15 protein-coding genes are annotated in these 17601 nt (G+C 66.8%); all 15 read right to left on the minus strand.

What is annotated here, in order from left to right; all coding sequences use genetic code 11:
• Nucleotides 1–7 precede the first annotated feature (7 nt).
• The 15 genes from IPG50_29155 to IPG50_29225 all read right to left on the minus strand — a co-directional run bounded on the left by IPG50_29155 (nt 8) and on the right by IPG50_29225 (nt 17362).
• Nucleotides 8–1984: a protein kinase gene (locus IPG50_29155; protein MBK6696232.1), complete on the minus strand. Its 1977-nt coding sequence runs from the start codon at nt 1982–1984 to the stop codon at nt 8–10.
• Nucleotides 1985–2022: 38 nt separating this feature from the next.
• Nucleotides 2023–2820, minus strand: a complete 798-nt coding sequence (locus IPG50_29160) for a BtpA/SgcQ family protein (GenBank protein ID MBK6696233.1) — start codon at nt 2818–2820, stop codon at nt 2023–2025.
• A 2-nt stretch (nt 2821–2822) separates the two neighbouring features.
• Nucleotides 2823–3824: a type II secretion system protein GspN gene (gspN, locus tag IPG50_29165; GenBank protein ID MBK6696234.1), complete on the minus strand. Its 1002-nt coding sequence runs from the start codon at nt 3822–3824 to the stop codon at nt 2823–2825.
• Nucleotides 3821–4399 carry a type II secretion system protein M gene (locus IPG50_29170; GenBank protein ID MBK6696235.1) on the minus strand — a complete coding sequence of 193 codons (579 nt, stop codon included), beginning with the start codon at nt 4397–4399 and terminating at the stop codon, nt 3821–3823. Before IPG50_29170 ends, gspN begins: the two co-directional genes overlap by 4 nt.
• The gene (locus IPG50_29175; protein MBK6696236.1) at nt 4399–5991 is read right to left on the minus strand and encodes a general secretion pathway protein GspL; all 1593 of its coding nucleotides are present in this window, start codon (nt 5989–5991) and stop codon (nt 4399–4401) included. Before IPG50_29175 ends, IPG50_29170 begins: the two co-directional genes overlap by 1 nt.
• Nucleotides 5992–5999: 8 nt before the next feature.
• Complete coding sequence (locus tag IPG50_29180) at nt 6000–7346, minus strand: general secretion pathway protein GspK (protein ID MBK6696237.1); 1347 nt, start codon at nt 7344–7346, stop codon at nt 6000–6002.
• Between the two features lie 110 nt (nt 7347–7456).
• Nucleotides 7457–8374 (minus strand): prepilin-type N-terminal cleavage/methylation domain-containing protein, encoded by a 918-nt coding sequence (locus tag IPG50_29185; GenBank protein MBK6696238.1) that lies wholly within the window; start codon nt 8372–8374, stop codon nt 7457–7459.
• Nucleotides 8375–8963: 589 nt separating this feature from the next.
• Nucleotides 8964–9737: a prepilin-type N-terminal cleavage/methylation domain-containing protein gene (locus IPG50_29190; protein ID MBK6696239.1), complete on the minus strand. Its 774-nt coding sequence runs from the start codon at nt 9735–9737 to the stop codon at nt 8964–8966.
• A complete protein-coding gene (locus tag IPG50_29195) occupies nt 9734–10159 on the minus strand; it encodes a type II secretion system protein GspG (GenBank protein MBK6696240.1) in 426 nt (141 codons plus the stop codon). Before IPG50_29195 ends, IPG50_29190 begins: the two co-directional genes overlap by 4 nt.
• Before the next feature lie 77 nt (nt 10160–10236).
• Nucleotides 10237–10644, minus strand: coding sequence for a type II secretion system protein GspG (locus IPG50_29200; GenBank protein MBK6696241.1), 408 nt, complete (start codon nt 10642–10644; stop codon nt 10237–10239).
• 5 nt (nt 10645–10649) lie between these two features.
• Nucleotides 10650–11537, minus strand: coding sequence for a type II secretion system F family protein (locus tag IPG50_29205; GenBank protein MBK6696242.1), 888 nt, complete (start codon nt 11535–11537; stop codon nt 10650–10652).
• 496 nt (nt 11538–12033) lie between these two features.
• Nucleotides 12034–13794 carry a type II secretion system ATPase GspE gene (gene gspE / locus IPG50_29210; protein MBK6696243.1) on the minus strand — a complete coding sequence of 587 codons (1761 nt, stop codon included), beginning with the start codon at nt 13792–13794 and terminating at the stop codon, nt 12034–12036.
• Nucleotides 13791–15362, minus strand: coding sequence for a hypothetical protein (locus IPG50_29215; protein ID MBK6696244.1), 1572 nt, complete (start codon nt 15360–15362; stop codon nt 13791–13793). Before IPG50_29215 ends, gspE begins: the two co-directional genes overlap by 4 nt.
• A gap of 1024 nt (nt 15363–16386) precedes the next feature.
• Nucleotides 16387–16626 (minus strand): hypothetical protein, encoded by a 240-nt coding sequence (locus IPG50_29220; protein MBK6696245.1) that lies wholly within the window; start codon nt 16624–16626, stop codon nt 16387–16389.
• A 10-nt stretch (nt 16627–16636) separates the two neighbouring features.
• Nucleotides 16637–17362 (minus strand): general secretion pathway protein GspC, encoded by a 726-nt coding sequence (locus tag IPG50_29225; protein MBK6696246.1) that lies wholly within the window; start codon nt 17360–17362, stop codon nt 16637–16639.
• Nucleotides 17363–17601: the final 239 nt, after the last annotated feature.

Consider the following 17601-nt stretch of genomic DNA (forward strand, 5'->3'; position numbering starts at 1 on the left):
CGAAGGCTCAGCCGTCGGTCGTTGTGGTCGGGCGCATCGTCTCGTGCGCTTGGTCGGGGACTAACTGCCTGAGCTGCCACGCCTGAAGGCGCATCTGCTCATCGGCCGCGTGATAGGAGCCGCGCAGGTACCCGATGACAACGGCCGGGAAGAGAATCATCGCCAAGACGGCCGCGTACAGGTACGCCGTCGTCATGGTCTCGGGGAAGTCGATGACCGGCGAGCGAATGAAGATGCCGCCGTTCGCGTATTGAACGACGTCGGGGAAGAGCCCCAGCATTTCGCCGAACACGCTGAAGGTCCACGCGAGCGCCGCGAGGCTAAGGATGACCGCACGTAGCCACCCGTAGCGGACCATGGCGTAGAGCGATGCGTGCATCGTCAAGAAGCTCGGCACCATCAAGTGAGGACCATAGACGCCGGTGACCCAAAGGCTGGCGCCGACGCCAAAGAGAAACGTGACGAACAGCGGCACGTAGCTCGGGCGCAGGATCGTCACGATGCTGCCGACGAGCGCCCCGCCCCAGAGCGTGTGGGCCGCCAAGAAGATCTTCCAGTCGTGAACCCCAAGCGCCGCCGTAAAGACGGCGTTGACGGAGATGTAGCCGTAGACGATGCCCCCAGCGATGCCAGCGCGCCGGAGGTGCTTGCGCCACATAGCCGCCTGCTCGGCGAGAACCTCCGGTGGCACGTGGCGGGGCGGGTTGGTGAGCAAGCCAACGAGCGTTCGCAGGGCGGTGCGATTCTCCGGGTCGAGGGCCAGCGCTTTGCCAACCTCCCGGAGCGCATGGGCACGACGCGTCCTCTCGTCCGACGATTCACCGACGATCGCGTTGGCCGAGTCGGCCGCGATGATTCGTTCGAGCTCCGCCTGCGCTTCCTCGGCGTGCTTCTTGGAGCTCGCCTTGCGGCCCTCAAGATCACGATCACCGTCAAGGTACGCTTCGATGCGCTCGTGCAGCTCTCGCGCCGTCTGGATGCGCTCGCCGGGGCTGCGACGCGTCGCCGCCACGCAAAGGTCCTCGAGCTCCGGCGGCACCTCGACCTCGGGCGCGCGCTTGCTCGGCCGCGCGTCGATTCCTTCGACGATGCGCCAAAGCACCTCGTATTCGGTCCCGCGGCCGTGGAGCACCTGCAGCGTCAAGAGCTCGAAGAGGACCGCGCCAAGCGCGTAGACGTCGGAGCGACCGTCCACCTCGACGCCCATAGCCTGCTCCGGCGACATCGTGCGGAGGGTGCCGAGGATCGAGCCACTCATGGTGTGCTGGCTCAAGGTCGACACTTGGAGCTCGTCGACGGAGGGCAACTGATCACGCACCGGCGCGACATCGCCTACCTTCGCGATGCCCCAGTCGAGCAGGTACACTTCGCCGTATTGGCCCAGCATGATGTTGCCGGGCTTGATGTCGCGGTGAACGACGCCCCGCTCGTGGGCGTACTGGGCCGCCAGGCACACCTGGCTCCAGGCGGAGAGGAGTCGTCGCCGCGTGTACCGCTGCACCGTCGCCGGGTCGCGCTTGACGAGCCGCTCGATGATGTCCGTCAGCGTGTCGCCGCGAACGCGCTTCATCGTGAAGAACGGCAGCCCATCGGGCCTGACCCCGATGTCGTAGACGGGCACGATGGCGGGATGCTCGAGTTGCCCTTGGAGGCGCGCCTCGTGGTCGAAGCGTCCACGAGCTCGCGGGTTGAGGCGCACCGCGACGGAGCGGAGCTGCTTGAGCGCCACGTCGCGGCCGACAATGGCGTCATGAACCAGCTGAATTTCGCCCATGCCGCCGCTTCCGAGCGTCCGCTTGACGGTGTAGCGCTGCGTCTTCGTGCCCACCGCCGTGGGCTCGTCGAGCTGCACCACCGGCGGCGGGTCCTCCACCGACGGCTCGCGAACGGTCGTCGGAGCGATCCACCCGTCGTCGGCGCCATCGGCGCCGCCGTCGCCGTCGACAACCGTGTCGTCGGGAGGCGCGTCAGAGCGATTCGTCACGGCGCCAGCGTATCGCGATCCTGTCCGCCCATGGGCGCCTACGGGAACGCGGACCGAAAAGCCTTGGCAAAGGTCCGCGCGCGGCCCTCGTCGACGGCGCCGCCTGCGACCCCGCCTTTGCGGAGCGCGCTGCCGACGATGACGCCATCGGCAAACTCCGCGAGAGCCGCGAGGTCGCCGCTGACGGCGCCGCTCGCGACATAGACGAGGGCGTCGGGCGCAGCCTCCCGAACCGTCCGCAGCTTCGCGAGGTCGACCTGGGCGCCAGTCGCCTCGCCGGTGACGAGCACGGCGTCCGCCAGGGCGCGGTCCACGAGCTCTTTGGTCTCGTCGGCAAGCGCGCGCCTCGCGAGCGGCGCCGCGTGCTTGACGTCGACGTCAGCCCAGAGAGCCACGTCGTCGGCGGCGAGAGCGCGACGGAGACGCAAGGTTTCGGCGGCTCGGCCTTCGACGATGCCTTGATCGGTGAGGCGTGCGGCGGTGTGAACGTTGACCCGCACGACGCTGGCACCTACGACGCGAGCGATGGAGAGCGCGGAGGCGACGTCGTTCCGAAGGACGTTGATGCCGATGGCCAAACGGGGCGCCGCTTCGCGCGCCGCAAGCGCGCAGGCGGTCATCGCGCTGACGGTGACGGGCGGCACGGCGCCGGCAAAGAACGGCGCGTCGCCGAAGTTCTCGAGCATCGCCAGGTCGAAGCCTGCCTTGGCGAGCGCGCGCGCATCGCTGCGCGTCTGTTCCAAGATGGCCGCCATCGTCATGCGGCTGCGCGGCGCACCGGGCAGCGGCGGAAGGTGAATGACGCCCACGAGCCGGTGGCGCGGTCGACGCTTCATGATCACTTGCTGGGAGAGGGAGGCAGGAGCGATCCGGGCATCGTCCCGAGGTTGGACAGTGGCCCCGTGAGCCGCACGGCGTAGGACCCGTCGGCCTTCTTCATCGACTTCACCTTGGGATCGAAGTCGAGGAGGCCTCCGCCCTTCCCCGGTTCGCCAAAGATGCTCTTGGTCTTGTCGTTCTTGGTCTTGTAGCTGTCGGCAACCTTCAGCGTGAGGTTGACGTCGGCGATGCTGTCGGTCGCGAGCTCCCGCATCTGAATGCGGCCCTCACCACTCAGCTCAACGTCCTTGCCCGACGCGGCGAGCTTGTTCACGCGCAAGATGCCCTCCTTGGCCTCCGCCTGGAGCGACAGACTGCCGAGGTTCAGCCGCGGCAGGGAGAGCTTTCCCATCTTTCCGAGCGCCAACTCGAAGTCTTTCCCTTTGCCCACCGCAGCTCCCTCGATGTCGAGGGCCACAGCGCCCGACCCCTTGCTCGCTTTTCCCTCCGCCATCGCAAGCCGAACGGTGCCCGAGAGGCGCCCCTCGAGCGGGAGCGAAAGCATCGCTCCGAGCGCCTCCGCTTGCCCGAGTTCGAGGTTCTTGATCTCGACGTCAACCTCTCGGTCCTTTGAGCGCTCCGCGTAGGACCCTTCGATCTTTCCGTCCCAAGCCGAGACGGTGAACGACACGGAGCGATTTCCGACGAGCGCCGAGAGCAGCGAGACGCGCACCTTTGCTTCGTCGACGCGGAGCTCGGCCGGCGGCTTCGTCGAGTCACCGGGCGCGACGAGCAACTTGATGCCCGTGGCCTTGATGCCCGTGAGCCACGACGACGTTACCTCGTCGATGGAGAGCTCTTGCGCGCCGGCGCCCGGCTTCTGGAGCGCGTTGAACTGCGCGACGATGCGCTCCTTGAGCCGGTGATACGGCATGACCCAGGACGCGAAAACAACGAGGCACACGAGGTAGAAGAGCGGGTAGCCCAGCTTCGGAGCGAGCCGTTTCAGCTTCTCTTTCACGGCTTCTTCTCCTCCTTCTTGTCGCCCGGAGGCGCCTTCTCCGGCTCGACGCGATCCCAGGCCGTGACGCCCACCTCGACGTCGTACGAGTCGGGCTCGGCGGTGCGCTTGCGCACGTTGAGGCGCGCGACGCGCAGCGCGTGGCCCTTGCTCTCCAGCGTCTCCAGGAACTTGGAGAGGTTGTACATGCCGGACTTCTTGAAGTGCACCACGGTGGTGCGCTCCGAGTACTTCTTGCCAACGGGAACGGGCTGTCGGTCCTGCGAGTCGGTGACGTCGAGCTTCTGCGCGCGGGCCGTCTGCTCGATGAAGCCGGCCAGCGCCGGCGCCTTGCTCGCGTAACGTTGCATGATCGAGTCGCGGCGACTCTGACGCTCTTTGATGTTCGACCGTGCTGCCTGAATGCCTGCGATGGCCTCGCGTAAGGCGGTGTTGTCGGAGCGGCGCGAAAAGACCAAGACCTGCAGGAAGAGCGGCAACCCGACGACGAGCAAGGCCCCCAAGACGACGCCCAAAATGGTCACGAGCCGTTGCTCGCGGGCGCTGAGCTTTTCGAGCGAGAGCTTGAGGTCCATTACTTGCTCCCCGACGAGGCAGGCGGCGCTGCCTTGTCGTCCTTCTTTTTGCCCTTCACGTCCTCGGGGCACTTGAGGTCGAGCTCCATCACATACTTCTGGCGCTCACCGCCCACCACCTGGGTCGTGCGTGTGATCTTGATGTCGGAGAAACACTTCTCCGACTGCAGCGACGCTTTGATGGACTCGGCGTCGGGAATGGAGCCGACGATGCCTTGAATCATGACGTGGCCCTTTTGCACGTCGAGCTCCTCGATGTCGTGCTTCATCGACTGCGGAATCGCCTCGGAGATCTTCACCATGACGTCAAAGGCGTCGATGCGTGGCATCGGATCGTCGTCGGGCGACGATGTTTGTTGGCCCAAGAGCTCCTGGGCACGCTCGGCGCTCGCGGTCTCTTCGCCGAGGACCTCCTTGGCAACGAGGCCCAGCGCCTCCTCGAGAACGGCTCGGTCGCGCCCTTCGGCGTAGAGCTGCGCGCTCGTGGAGAAGAGGAAGCTTACGAGGAGCGCGGAGCCGAGCCCCGCCAAGACAGGAACCTTCTCGCGCAGCCAACGATAGCCTCGCTCGTAGGTCAGCGGTCCGCGACGCAAGTCGAGGCCGATGGCGCGCCCCTGGAGCCCCATGGCCAGACCCAAGGCCTTCGCGTAGCGCGGAAGCTCCACGAGCTGCGCCTCCGGGAGGCCGGCGAAGTCGATGGCGGGGGCCGTCAGGATGTTCACCGGCAGCTCGAGCTCGGAGGCAAGGAATGACTCGGCGCCCGGCTGGAAGGCGCCACCTCCGCAGAGGATGACGCGCGCCGGCGGCGCGCCGCCGGAGGAGCGGTACGCGGCGAGGGTCGTTCGTACCTCGCGTGCGAGCCGCGGTGCGCTGGCCGGCAGCCCTTCGGTGCCCGCCGACAGCGTGCGCGCGAACTGCGGCTCGGCGGCATGCACCACGAGCAGATCGCTGCTCCGCAGACCAAGGTCGAGGATGACCGTCGGCCGATCGTTCTCAAGGGCCAAAAATGGAATCAGATTCGATAGCGGCAAAGCGCCGACACCCACGCGCTCCGGCTCAACCCCAAGGCCCGCCTTCACAAGGTCGATGCGCGCCTTGACGTCGACGGTGCGCGCGATGGCCGCCAAGACGGGGATCGTTGGCGAGGCCTCGTCCCGCAGGCCTGCCAAGACTCGGTAGTCGAAGACAGCTTCGTCGAGGTCGAAGGGCACCATCGATTCGAGCTCGAACGGCAAGACGCCGGCGAGCTGCTTCTGCACGTTGGCCGGCAAGGTGAGGCCACGAATGGTGGCCTGCACGCCGGGCAAGGACGTGGCACACCCGTCGAAGCCGCCAGCCTTTGGCACCACCGACTCGACGGCCGCCCGCATGAGCGCCGCGACGCGCAACGTCTCGGGCGCGAGCGCCGGGGCAACCCCTGGCGCCGGTGTCGGGCCCGCGAGCGTCGGTTCGTCGAAGGTCGCGAAGGGACCTTGCGCCTCCGCCACGGCCAGCGTCGCCATGCCGAGGACCGCGACCTTGCGGTACGCGGTCTTGATGGCGACCACCTTGATGGCCTCGCTCCCAATATCGATACCAACCCAAACGGACATGTGTCCCCTCAATCAACGCGAAAATAGACGATCTGGCCACCAGTACTGGGCGTCATCGCGGCGGCGATGGCGTCAGGGCTAGTGGGGGATGTGGCAGTGCCGGACGGTTTCGGTGGCGTAGCGGCCCCGAAGGCGCCGGCGGCCGACGCCGTCGACGACGGCGCGGCCGTAAGGCCGGGGGCCTGACGAAAGTCGACGACCGCGTGGACGTTCGATTGCGTCTCGCGCTTGTAGCCCTTAACGACGCCGCGCGCGTAGATCGAGAAGATCTTGCTCTCCGTCGTGACGCTCTTCTGAAAGTCGGCGTCTGACTGGAACTTCACAGGCTTCATTCCAAATCCCGTCAACATCTTCCCGAGGTCCCCTTCCCCCTTCATCGTGTTGACGAACTGCGCAGGCGTCGAAAAGAGTGGGGCGCCCATCGTCACGCCCTGCGCCATGGTGACGCCCGCGAGGAACATGGCCGCCTGGTTGGCGTCGGTGCACATCTCCGCCTGCGGCGCCCCGGCGCACACGATGGCGAGCAACGTCTGGGCGTTCGCCGTGTTGACATTCACGGCGCCCTGCCCCCAGACGGTCATGACGCGCTTCTTGGGCCTGGTCGGCTCGGGATCGATGAAGGTCGCCCAGAAGTCTTGGCTGACGCCCCTCACCATGTTGAGCTCAAGGAGCGAGTCGAAGGGCGCGTTCTTCCGCCGATAGGGCACCGGAAGGACGCTGTAGTAAGAGTCTTCAGGCCCCGCGCCGCCTGATTGCGCGACGTCGCAGTTGAACCCTTGCTCGTCGTTGTCAGCCCAATCGATGAGGGCTCCGCATATCTCGAGCCGCGTGTGGAACTGCCCGCGCGCGTCGCGCTGGTCGAAGAGCGGCGAGTATTGCTGGGGACCGATGAGGCCGATGAGGGCCTTGGCGACGCGAATTCGGGCGATCTCGTTGGAGAACGCCTGGTTGATGTTGATCTTGGCGTCCTCGTCGACGATCACGATCTCGAAGCGGCCCCCGTTCATTCCGAGGTTCTTGCCGAGCGAGAGGTCGATGCCAACGGTCCCGGCAAACCCCTTCGCTGCCTCCGAATCGTTGAAGACACCGAGGAGCTGATCCGAATACTCCCAGAGAGGAATTTGCGGCGGGCTCCGCTTCATGAGCGCGAAGAGGGGCATGATCGACTGCCGCACCGTCGGCTCGGCGGCGATGAGCAGCCTCGACAGGTTAACGGCGCTCCGCGCCATGTATTCGGCTTGAACGGAGTCGCGATCGGAGATGGCCGCCGACACGTCGGTGCTCGTGTCCGTTTGAAACTCCGCGAGCAAGACCGTCAGGACGGCGATGGTTCCAAGGACCATGATCAGAGCCACGCCACGCTCCTCACGGCGCCGAGCTCGGCGCGCGGCCGCGCGCACGGCGACCGGCCGAGTGGCGACCGCGCCAAGCGCTGCGTGTGAGGGGCGGGAGGGACTCATGGTTCTCAGCGCGGGATCGCGAAGGAGAGTGGTTGCTGCATTGGCAGTGTGACGCGTGTCGAGTAGCTCTTGTCGATGCCCGGCGGCGCGTTGGCGAGCACCAACGTGATCTGCACCGCCAGCGGCAGGCGGCCACCTTGCTGCACCGTGTTGGTCGTGTCCCAGGTCTCGACCCACTGACCGGTGAGCGGGTCGAGGTATTTGAGGTCGAAGCGCTCAACGTCCTCAGCAACCACGTTGATCAAGCCGCCCCTCTTGGGCTCCAGATCGATGGGCGCCTGCTCGCGCCGCACCAGGTCCTTCTTCTCCGGCTTGTCGGGGTCGGTCGTGACGAAATAGCCGATCTCGCTCTGATCAGACTCGGGCCGATCGGCCTCCGTCCGCACGTGAGCGAAGGAGGAAAAGTCGACGCGATCGAAATCCATCGAGCTTTGCCCGATGAACGCCGTGATGCGCGTGTTCTGCGCCGCGAGCTGCGGCGCGTGCATCGAGAGAAAGGCTGATGAAAGCTCGCGGGTCATCCGCAAGAGCGCGCCCCGCGCCTGGCGAGCTCGCTCCGCCCGCATGGACTCGCCCTTCTTGCCGCGCGATAGCGAGTCGAAGGCTCCGTAGATCAAGAGCGAGATCATCGCGAGGATGGCCATCGAGACGATGATCTCGAGGAGGGTCATGCCGCGCGCCCGGCGACGCCAGACGTGACGCGCGCGGCGAGCGCGCTCGGCGGTAGACGCCTCGGGCCTCACTTGGTCGCTCCACCGGCGGGCGCCCGCGCGCCGCTGGCGGGCGCTGCGCCGGCGCCGCTGGCGGGGGTCGCGCTCCCCGCCGCGTTGGGATCGACGACGCCGGAGATGAAGCCCGCGCGTTGCGGATTGGTCACGTACTGGACGATGGTGAAGTCGCGCTCCTTCTTCCCCTCTTTCCATTTCACCGACACGGTGAGACGCCGAATCGAGGCTTCCATCATGGCCTTGAGGGTCGGGTACACGAAGCTCATGGCCATGCTGAAGAGGCCCGCCGAACCGCCCGGCACCTGCTGTTGAATCTGGGCGCCCATGCCCGCGAGGCCGGCGTCGGGGCTGAAGTCGAGGCCGGCGCCGGAGGCGCCCGAGAGCGGCGAGCCGCCGTCACCGCCCGAGAGCGACAGCATGCCGCCGTCACCGAGGCTGTTCTGCGGCGGCGCCGGCAGCTCTACCTTCTCGATGCGCGTGTCACACTTGTAGTTGCCCGAGTCGTCGCCGCAACACGAGAGCCCGGTCTGAAGGTCGTCGATCTCCGGATAGCCAAGGCGCAAGAGCCGCTCTTCGAGCTCGCTCATCTTGCAGCGCCCGAAGCTGATGGCAGACCCCATGTTGGAGGCCGACTGATTGCTCGCCGCGAGGCCGCCTTGCGCCGACAAGATGACCGTGAGCGCCAGCCCCAAGATCGCGATCGCGACCATCACCTCGAGCAAGGTGAAGCCGCGCGTTCGGGGGCGCTGGGCGCAGCGGGCGCTCCTTCGCGAGACGCGCGTCGTCATAACGAACGGTCCTCGCGCTCCGAGGCCTCCGCGTCGTCCTTTGGCACCTTGAGCGCCACGCTGCCGGCCTTCAACGTCGTTTTGCCGGTGAGCGGCGACACGAGCAACGTCAGCGTTCGATCATCGTTGAAGACGCGAGTCTCATCGCCGGGCTTCGGCGCCAGTTGCACCACGGCGCGCTCGGTCATTCCGCCGGGCCAGAAGTACAGGTAGGCGCGGCCCGACTGCTTGGGCTCCAAGTCGTGTGACGCCTGGACCTCGCGAAATGTGATGCCGCGCGGCAGCGCCCGCAGCGACTTCATCTCCGCCTGGTCGCCGATCTCGCCCTTGGTGACGGGCTTGAAGGTGGCGCGGGGCGGCTTCGGCCCTTTCACGATGCGCTCCGATTCGGCCGCCGCCGCGCGCTCCGCGTCGGTGACGGGATTTGCCCCCGCCGCGCCCGACTTGTCGTTGGACTGGACGAGGTGCCGCTGGTCCGCTTCCTCGAGCCACATCGAGTCCTTCTCGAAGTCGAAGACGAGGCGGACGCTCTTCGACGTGGCGTTGGCTCGACCATAGCCGGCGCGGACGGCGCCGCTCACGAGGGTCGCCGCCTGCTTCAATCGCGCGCCCTCGAGCTGACCGGAGCCGCCCATGACGCCAACGGTCAGGACGGCGACGATGGCGAGAACGACCAAAATCTCAATGAGCGTGAGCCCCGAAACGAAGCGCCGCCGCAATCGCCTGGCGCGATTGGGCAGACGACGCTCCGAATCGGGGCGCTGGCTCACTGCTTGGGACCCTCGGGGATGCGGAGGTCGTCTTTCGTGCCCTTCTTCTTGTCGGGGCCGTAGCTGGTGACGACCACGTCGTCGGGCTGGCAGTCGATCTCGTAGGCCGTATCCCACGGGTCCGCCGGCTTGGTGCTGGCCGACACGATCTTGTCAGCCTTGAGCTTCTCCATCGTGGGGCAGTCTCCGCCGGGGTTCTGCGACTTCCACAGCTCGACGGCGCGCTGCAGGTTTCCAACGTCGATCTTCGCCTGGGATACGCGCGCCTTCTCGAACTGCGGCACGGCGACCACGGCGACGCCGCCGGCGATGAGTCCGATGATCGCGAGGACGATCAGGATTTCGATGAGGGTGACGCCCCGCGCCCGACCGCGAAGCCGACGCTTCGTTGCCCTTGCCGCGATCCGATTCAACGTGCTCATGGTCATCTCCTCCTCGCCTCGATCTTTCGTTCGTTTCCTGCTGTTCATCAACCTGCCCGTCACCCAATTGCCCGGGCTCACTCGACGCGATCGAGACCGAACGGCTCACCGTCGGGCCCATCGCTCACAACTTCGAAGCCCGCCGGATCCTTCCGGCCGGGGCAGAGCAGCCGAAAGGGCCGCTGCCACGCGTCGACGGGAAGGTCTCTTATGTGTCCACCGCGCGAGAGTTCGTCGAGCGCCTTGGGACAGCGGCCACCATTGGCGGCACGGTAGGCCGAGACGGCGCGGGCGACGTCGCCGATACTCGCGCGCGTCGCGCGCACCTCGGCGGCAGCGCGCTCACGACGGATGACCGCCACCACCAGGACGAGCGCGAGCAAGAGGGCGATGCTCAACCTTCCGCGAACGCGGCCGAGCCAGCCAGCGACGCCGCGCCGGCGCTCCCAAGGAAAGAACACGCGTGAATGAGCGCCCTTCGCCATGATGCTCACTGAATGAACTCGTTCATCTGGATGAGGGGCATCAGGATCGCGAACGCGATGAAACCGACGGCGCCCCCCATGAAGACGATCATGAGCGGCTCGAGGAGACTGGTGAGCCCTTGGATGCGCGTCTCGACCTGCGTGTCATAAGCCTTCGCGACGTTCTCGAGCATTCCTTCGAGCTCGCCGCTCTTTTCACCGACGGCAATCATGTGGGTCACGATGGGCGGAAAATCACCGCTGCGCTTGAGAGGCGCCGCGATCGACTGGCCCTCGCGGATGGCGTTGGCGGCCTCGTCGACGACGCGCTCAAGGCGCGCGTTGCCGATGACGTTGCGTACGATATCCATCGCCTTGAGGAGCGGCACACCGCTCTGGAGTAGCGTCGCGAGGGTGCGTGAAAAGCGGGCCACGGCCAGCATGCGAAAGAGGCCACCGAAGATCGGCATACGCAGGAGCCACGTGTCCTTGCGCTCGCGCCCCGCCGGGGTGGCGATGTAGTTGAGCAGACGCGTGATGCCGAAGCCGAAGGCCACGCCGATGCCCATGCCGAGGGCGTAGGACCAGGCCGACTCGACGGAGAACATCAGGTACACGTGGAGCGCCAGCAAGCAGACGAGGGCGATGAACGCGACGCCGTAGGGGCGCTTCGGCTTTGGGTTCTCACGCGTCGCCTCCGGGACCGGCTGGGCCAGGTGCTTCTGCACCGAGAGCGCCGTCAAGAGCGTGAAGACGAAGCCCAACATCTCGTTGGACGAGAGCAGGTTCGAGACAGCGATGAGCAGCGACGTGTACCAAGGGAGCGCGCGGTCTAAGCTCGCAAAGATGTTGGTCACCTTGGGCACCACGGCGACCATCATGACGCTGATGAGCACGGAGCCGATGATGAGCATCAGCACCGGGTATGCGAGCGCAGCGCTGACTTTCCCCTTGAGGCGCGCCTGGCTCTCCATGAAATCGGCGAGCCGCTCGAGGACCGCTTCGAGCGTGCCCGAGGCCTCTCCGGCGGCCACCATGTTCACGTAGAGCGGGGGGAAGATCTTGCCGTGCGGCTCGAGGCCCTTGGCGAGCGAGATGCCTTCGTTGAGGCGGTCCCGCACCTGCGTGAGCACCTTCTTGAGCTCGTGCTTTTCGATCTGATCGGTCAGCGCGTTCATGGCCTCGACGAGCGGGATTCCCGCGCGCACGAGCGTCGCCAATTGACGCGTCATCATGGCCACGTCGGTCGTGTTGACCCGGTTGAAGAGCGACGCGAGGCCGAACCCGCGGCCGCCGGCGGCGCGCTCCTTCGCCTGCTGCGCGTTCGTCAACATGACGCCCTCGCGCCGAAGCGACGCGCGAAGCACCTTCACGTTGTCCGCGTCGCGGACGCCATGCACCTGTTTGCCGCTAGCTGCGACGAGACCGCGGTACTCGAAGACCGCCATGGCTCACTCCGCGCCCCGCTGGGTGTCGCGGCGAGAGTCGACGCCAACGGCCGCCGGCGGTCGCACCGCGCGCATCGACGCCGGCGACACGTCGAGGGCCGCGTCCTCTTTGCGTCGCCGCCAGGACCTCTTCCACCGAGGTGAGGCCCAAGAGGACCTTGCGGGCGCCGTCGTCTCGCAAGGTGTCCATCCCCTGCTCGATGGCCGCCCGCTTGACCGTCTGCGCGTCCGCGTTCTTGAGCACCAGCGGCCCGACGGCGTCATCCATGAGCATGAGCTCGTAGATGCCCCGACGACCGGAGAAGCCCGTGTTGCCGCAGCGATCGCAGCCCTTGTGGCGATAAAACGTCGGCCGCTCCATGGAGGCCGCCACAAGCGGGTCCACGTCGGCCGCGCCGCGCGGGTAATACTTCGTGTTGGCGATCTCGCGGCGGCGCTCGCGAAAGGCGACGCGCTCCGTGGAGATGCCGAGTTGGTCGAGCTCGAAGGGTTCGGCGGGGTACGCGACCTTGCAGTGCGGACAGAGAACACGCACCAAGCGCTGCGCCAGGATGCCGATGACGCTGGAGCGAATGAGGAAGGGCTCGACGCCCATGTCGACCATGCGCGTGATGGCGCCCGGGGCATCGTTGGTGTGAATGGTCGAGAGAACGAGGTGACCGGTCAGCGAGGCGTTGATCGCAATCTCGACGGTCTCCTTGTCGCGGATCTCGCCGACCATGACCACGTCGGGGTCCTGGCGGAGGAAGGCGCGAAGAGCGCTGGCGAAGGTGAGGCCGATCTTCGCCTGGACGTGGACCTGGTGGATGCCGGAGATCTCGTACTCAACGGGATCTTCCGCCGTGAGGATGTTGATGTTCGGCTGATTGATTCGGTTGATGCACGCATAGAGCGTCGTCGTCTTGCCCGAGCCCGTCGGGCCGGTGACGAGGATGATGCCGTCGGGACGCCGGATCAGGCCGTCCATGATCGAGTAGTCGCGCGACGAGAACCCCAAGTCCGGCAAGTCCAAGAGGACGCTCGACTTGTTCAGGAGGCGCATGACGATGCGCTCGTAGCCGCGGCTCGTCGGGATGGTGCTGACGCGGATGTCGAAGCCCTTGCCAGCGATCTTCTTCGTGATGCGCCCGTCTTGTGGCAGCCGCTTCTCAGCGATGTTGAGCGAGCTCTCGATCTTGATGCGGGAGACGATGCTGTTCATGAAGGCGCGGGGCGCCCGACGGGCCACGTAGAGCTCCCCGTCGATGCGGTAGCGAACGAGGACCTCCTTCTCTTCCGGCTCGATGTGGATGTCGCTGGCGCGCTCCTTCATGGCGTGAAGAAACAGCGAGTTGACCCAACGAATCACCGGCGCTTCGTCGTCGGAGTCGAGGATGTCGTCGGCGGCTTCGTCGCCGTCACTGCCGCCCTCTTCTTGCTCGAGCTCGCCGCCGCCCGCGTCTCGCTCGTAGACGCGATTGATGGCGTCGATGATGCGTTCGCCGACGCCGACGGAGACCTCGACGGACTTGCCGAAGAGCACGCGCAGGTCGTCGAAGGCCATCGTGTCGAAGGGGTCGCCGCAGAGCACGTGGACCGCGTGCTCGTCCTCGTGGTGGGCCAACATCCGATGTGACTTGGCGAACGCGATGGGAATCGGCTCGAGGCGGTCGAACGGTACGATGCCACGACGAGCGAGGACCTCGCCGAGGAAACGCTGCTCGGCCGGTCCCCCGCTGCTCATCGCTCGACCTCTTTCACGGTCGTTCGCGGCTGCGGCGCCACGTTCACCGGCGGCGCCGGATTGGCCGCGGGGGGCGTTGGGGCAGCGGCGCCGGGGGCCGGCTCGCGTCGCGCGCCTGGCATGTCGAGCGGCTGGATCGGCTGATGGGTCTTGATCTCTTTCGGCCGCAAGAGATCGTCCATCTTCTTCTTCTCATCCATCTGGAAGAAGCTCTGACGAATCGCTTCGACGAGGCCGTTGGTGCGCGTGTAGTCCTTCGGCGGCTCGAACTGCGACTCTTCGCGGAAGATGAAGTAGCGGTCCAAGAACTCCTGTCGCTCCTGCATCTTTCGCTCGAAGATGCGCCGCAAGTCCGCTTGGTCGCGAATGATCGACGGCGTGAGCACGAGGATGAGGTTGGTCTTCTGCATCTCGCGCCGCGATGAGCGGAAGAGGAAGCCGAGGACAGGGATGTCGCCGAGCAGCGGCACCTTCGCCTCCGAGTTCACGAAGCGATTCCGCATGAGGCCGCCGATGACCACGGTCTGCTGGTCGCCCACGACGAGCTGCGTTTGAGCCGTACGCTTGACGATGGGTACAGCGCCGGCGGAGCCCGGCAAGGCCTCCTTGGCCTCGCTGATCTCCTCTTGGATCTCGAGGCGCACCTGGTTCGATTCGTTCACGTGCGGCGTGATCTTGATCTTCGTACCGACGTCTTGACGAGCGCCGAAGCTCGACCCGAAACCTCCGCCGAGCGCGCCGAGCGCCCCCGCTGCGCCAGCGGCGCCGGGGATTGCGCCAAGCGACGGCAAGCCGACGTTGGTGTTGAGGGGAATGTTTTCGCCGATGTTGATCTCGGCGGGGATGTTGTCGGTCGCGAGAATATGCGGCGTCGAGAGGACGTCGGCGTCGCCGCTGGTGGCCAGCGCGTTGATGATCATGCCGAAGGCAGGGATGCTGACGCCGGTGCCGAGCAGGTTGTCGGTGCCCGGGATCGCGGGCCCGCGGATGCCGAGCGCCGCTCCGTTGAGGAGCGTCGCGTCTTGGAGCGGCGTGAGCTGGGTGGCGCTCTTGATGGGGTTGAGACCACCGTAGAGGATCGTGTCGTTGGGACCCTTGACGTCTTCCGCCGAGCCGCCGTGGAAGTTCACGCCGAGCTGATTCGAGCGATTGACCGAGAGGTCCATGATGACCGCCTCGATGAAGACCTGACGGCGCGGCTTGTCGAGTCGATCGATGACGGCGCGCAGGGAGGCGAAGTCGCGCCCCGAGGACGTGACGACGATGGAGTTCGTCGACTTGTCGGCGCTCACCTTGACCCCACCCTCGAAGATTCCCTGATTGGCCGGTGGTGCGGCGCCGCCGGCGGCGCCGCCGGGCCGCGGCGGCTGGCCCGCCTGGGCGGCGCCTTGGACGATCTCATTCAGCGTCTTGGCGAGCTCGAGCGCGTCGGCGTGCTGGAGCGGCAGGACGCGCACCTCGCCCTCGGCAGACTGGGGAACGTCGATGCGCTTGATAAGCTCGAGAATGCGGAGGTACGCGCGCTCCGTCGAAACGATGATGACCGAGTTGGTGCGGTCGTCGGCCACCACCTTGGCTACGTGGTATTCGCCGCCGCTCGAAGCCGCCCCCGCGCCGGGAGCAGGCGCCCCTTGGCCGGGCGGCGCCGGCCGCGCCGGCCTTGATTTCGAAGAGGTCGTTGACCCGCGCGGCGACCTCGCTCGCGGCAGCGTAGTGGAGCGGGTGCATCCAGATCTGGTCGCCGGCGCCCCCGACGTCGATCTCGTCGACGATCGACATCATGCGACGGATGTTCGACCCCGTATCGGTGATGATGAGGAGGTTCGACGGGCCGTGGACGGAGATGTCGCCTTCCTTGCTCTTGAACTTGGTAAGCACCGTCGACATCTCATCGGCGCCGACGTTGCGGAGCCGGTGGAGCCGCGTGATGAAGCGGTCCTCGACGGGCGCGGTCTGGTTGGGCCGAATGACCGGCGTCTGTTGCGACGCCACGCCGCCGGTCTCGACGATCTTGAGGAAGCGGCCGTGGGGAATGACCGTGAGCCCGTTGGTTTCGAGGATCGAAAGGAACGCTTGGTACGCCTCGGCGACGGTCACCTTTTGCGGCGAATAGACGCTCGCTTTGATGTTCTTAACCTTGCCGCCGAAGATGAAGCGACGGCCCGTTAGCTGCCCGATGACCCGCACGAGCTCCGTGAGGTCGGCGTCTTCGAGCGAGAACGAGACCTGGTAGTTTGGGCTCCTGGGCTGGACCTCACCCATGGCCTGCTCGAACTGCGGGAGCTTGTCGGTCCCCTCTTTGCCGGCCGCGGCCGCGGTGGCGGGGGTCGCGCCGGCGGCCGTAACGCCGGCCCTTTCGGGGTCGCGGCGGCGGGCGGTGCCGCGGCGGCGGCGGGACCGGCCGCGGCGGGCGTCACCGTGGGGGTCGCGGGCGTGGTCGGCGTCGCGCCGGCGGCAGCGGCCCCGGCCGGCGACAACGGTCGGCGTACGGGGCGCGGCGCCTGCGCCGTCGCCTCGGAAGGAGCGAACGTCGTGAGCCCGAGCGCGAGGAGAGCGATGGAAGGAGCGCGAAGAAGCGTCATGGGGGGGAGGTCAGATCTGACGGGGAGTCGGCGAGGGAGTGGAGGCGTTGCGCTCGCCGCTCGGCGGCGTGCTTGATGGGGATGGGGCCGGCGTGGCCGGCTCGGCCAAGGCGGCGTCACGCGCCGTCGACGCGCGACCGACAAGCCACGCGCTGCCGCCGAGGAGCGCGAGCGCCAGCGTCGTACCGCCGCCAATCACCGCGATGGACCGGAGCACCTGGCGCGTCATGGAACCGTCGTCCTCGCTCATGGTTTGCTCCTCATTTGATGTTGTAGTCCATGTTCATTTGTTGCCCGCGGCGGTTGAGCACGATGGTCAGTCGCTCCGCCGTGCGAAGGCGCGCATAGGCCTCGAGAGCCTTCTCGGGGTTGGCGATCTCGAAGCCGTTGATCGATTGGAGACGATCGCCGTTCTCCATGCCGATGACGCCCAAGAGGGTGTCGGGACGAACGCCGAACATGCGGATGCCCACGGTCTTGCCGTTCTCCTGCTCGGGCACGATGCGCGCCTGGCGCATGAGGTCGGCTTGGTTCTCGAGGATCTTGTCTACGACGCCGCGGTCGATGTTGTACTCGGTGGGGCCGACCTTCACGATGCCCTTCTTGATGCCCTCGTCGAGCGACGGAGCTCCCCCGCCCTTCACCGGCGGCGGCGGCGGCGCTTCAGCGGCGGCGACGGGCTTCGGCGCGTCACCGGCCTTGAACATCTGCGCCTGGCAGAGGCTTCCGCCCGATGACAACCAAACGCGATCCCAACCGACGTATTCAACCTTCTTGCTGCCCACCTCGCCGCCGCGGCGACGGAGCACGCTCTTGGTCTCGCCGTTCGCTTGGAACGCGGCGAAGGACCACTCGGGGTCCGGCGACGCTGCGATGATGAGGAGCTTCACGCCGTCGCATGGCGGCGCGTTGGCCGGATCGCGGAGGTCGGGGCCTTGCGGCGCAGTTTCGGCGGGCAGCTCGACCTTGTTGAGCGGCCCTGTCACGGAATCGAAGGGGTTGCGTGAGAGGATCGCGTCAGCGCTCGTCGCGTGGAGCGTAGGCGAGGCCAGCGGGGCTCCGCGCGCGACGAGCGGCGGCCACCGCGAGCTGCTTCGCGGTGGACAGCGCCACCGCCAACTGGGTCACCTCCCACGGAGCCAAAAAACGCGGCCAGCGCCGTGAGCGGCAGGGTCACGAGCCAGAAATTGCGTTTGAGGATTTGGTCGAAGGACGCCATGGCGGG

Source organism: Myxococcales bacterium (assembly GCA_016703425.1).
In the GTDB taxonomy this organism is placed as follows: Bacteria; Myxococcota_A; Polyangia; order Polyangiales; family Polyangiaceae; genus JADJCA01.

Bases quoted from the DNA above. Each gene is read 5' to 3' on its own strand.
- IPG50_29185 (MBK6696238.1), bottom strand. From the start codon at position 8,374: ATGGAAAGAGGGGAAGAAGGAGCGCGACTTCACCATCGTCCAGTACGT.
- IPG50_29160 (MBK6696233.1), bottom strand. From the start codon at position 2,820: ATGAAGCGTCGACCGCGCCACCGGCTCGTGGGCGTCATTCACCTTCCG.
- IPG50_29175 (MBK6696236.1), bottom strand. From the start codon at position 5,991: ATGTCCGTTTGGGTTGGTATCGATATTGGGAGCGAGGCCATCAAGGTG.
- IPG50_29205 (MBK6696242.1), bottom strand. From the start codon at position 11,537: ATGCTCATCATCGGCTCCGTGCTCATCAGCGTCATGATGGTCGCCGTG.
- IPG50_29200 (MBK6696241.1), bottom strand. From the start codon at position 10,644: ATGGCGAAGGGCGCTCATTCACGCGTGTTCTTTCCTTGGGAGCGCCGG.
- IPG50_29220 (MBK6696245.1), bottom strand. From the start codon at position 16,626: ATGAGCGAGGACGACGGTTCCATGACGCGCCAGGTGCTCCGGTCCATC.
- IPG50_29195 (MBK6696240.1), bottom strand. From the start codon at position 10,159: ATGAGCACGTTGAATCGGATCGCGGCAAGGGCAACGAAGCGTCGGCTT.
- IPG50_29170 (MBK6696235.1), bottom strand. From the start codon at position 4,399: ATGGACCTCAAGCTCTCGCTCGAAAAGCTCAGCGCCCGCGAGCAACGG.
- gspE (MBK6696243.1), bottom strand. From the start codon at position 13,794: ATGAGCAGCGGGGGACCGGCCGAGCAGCGTTTCCTCGGCGAGGTCCTC.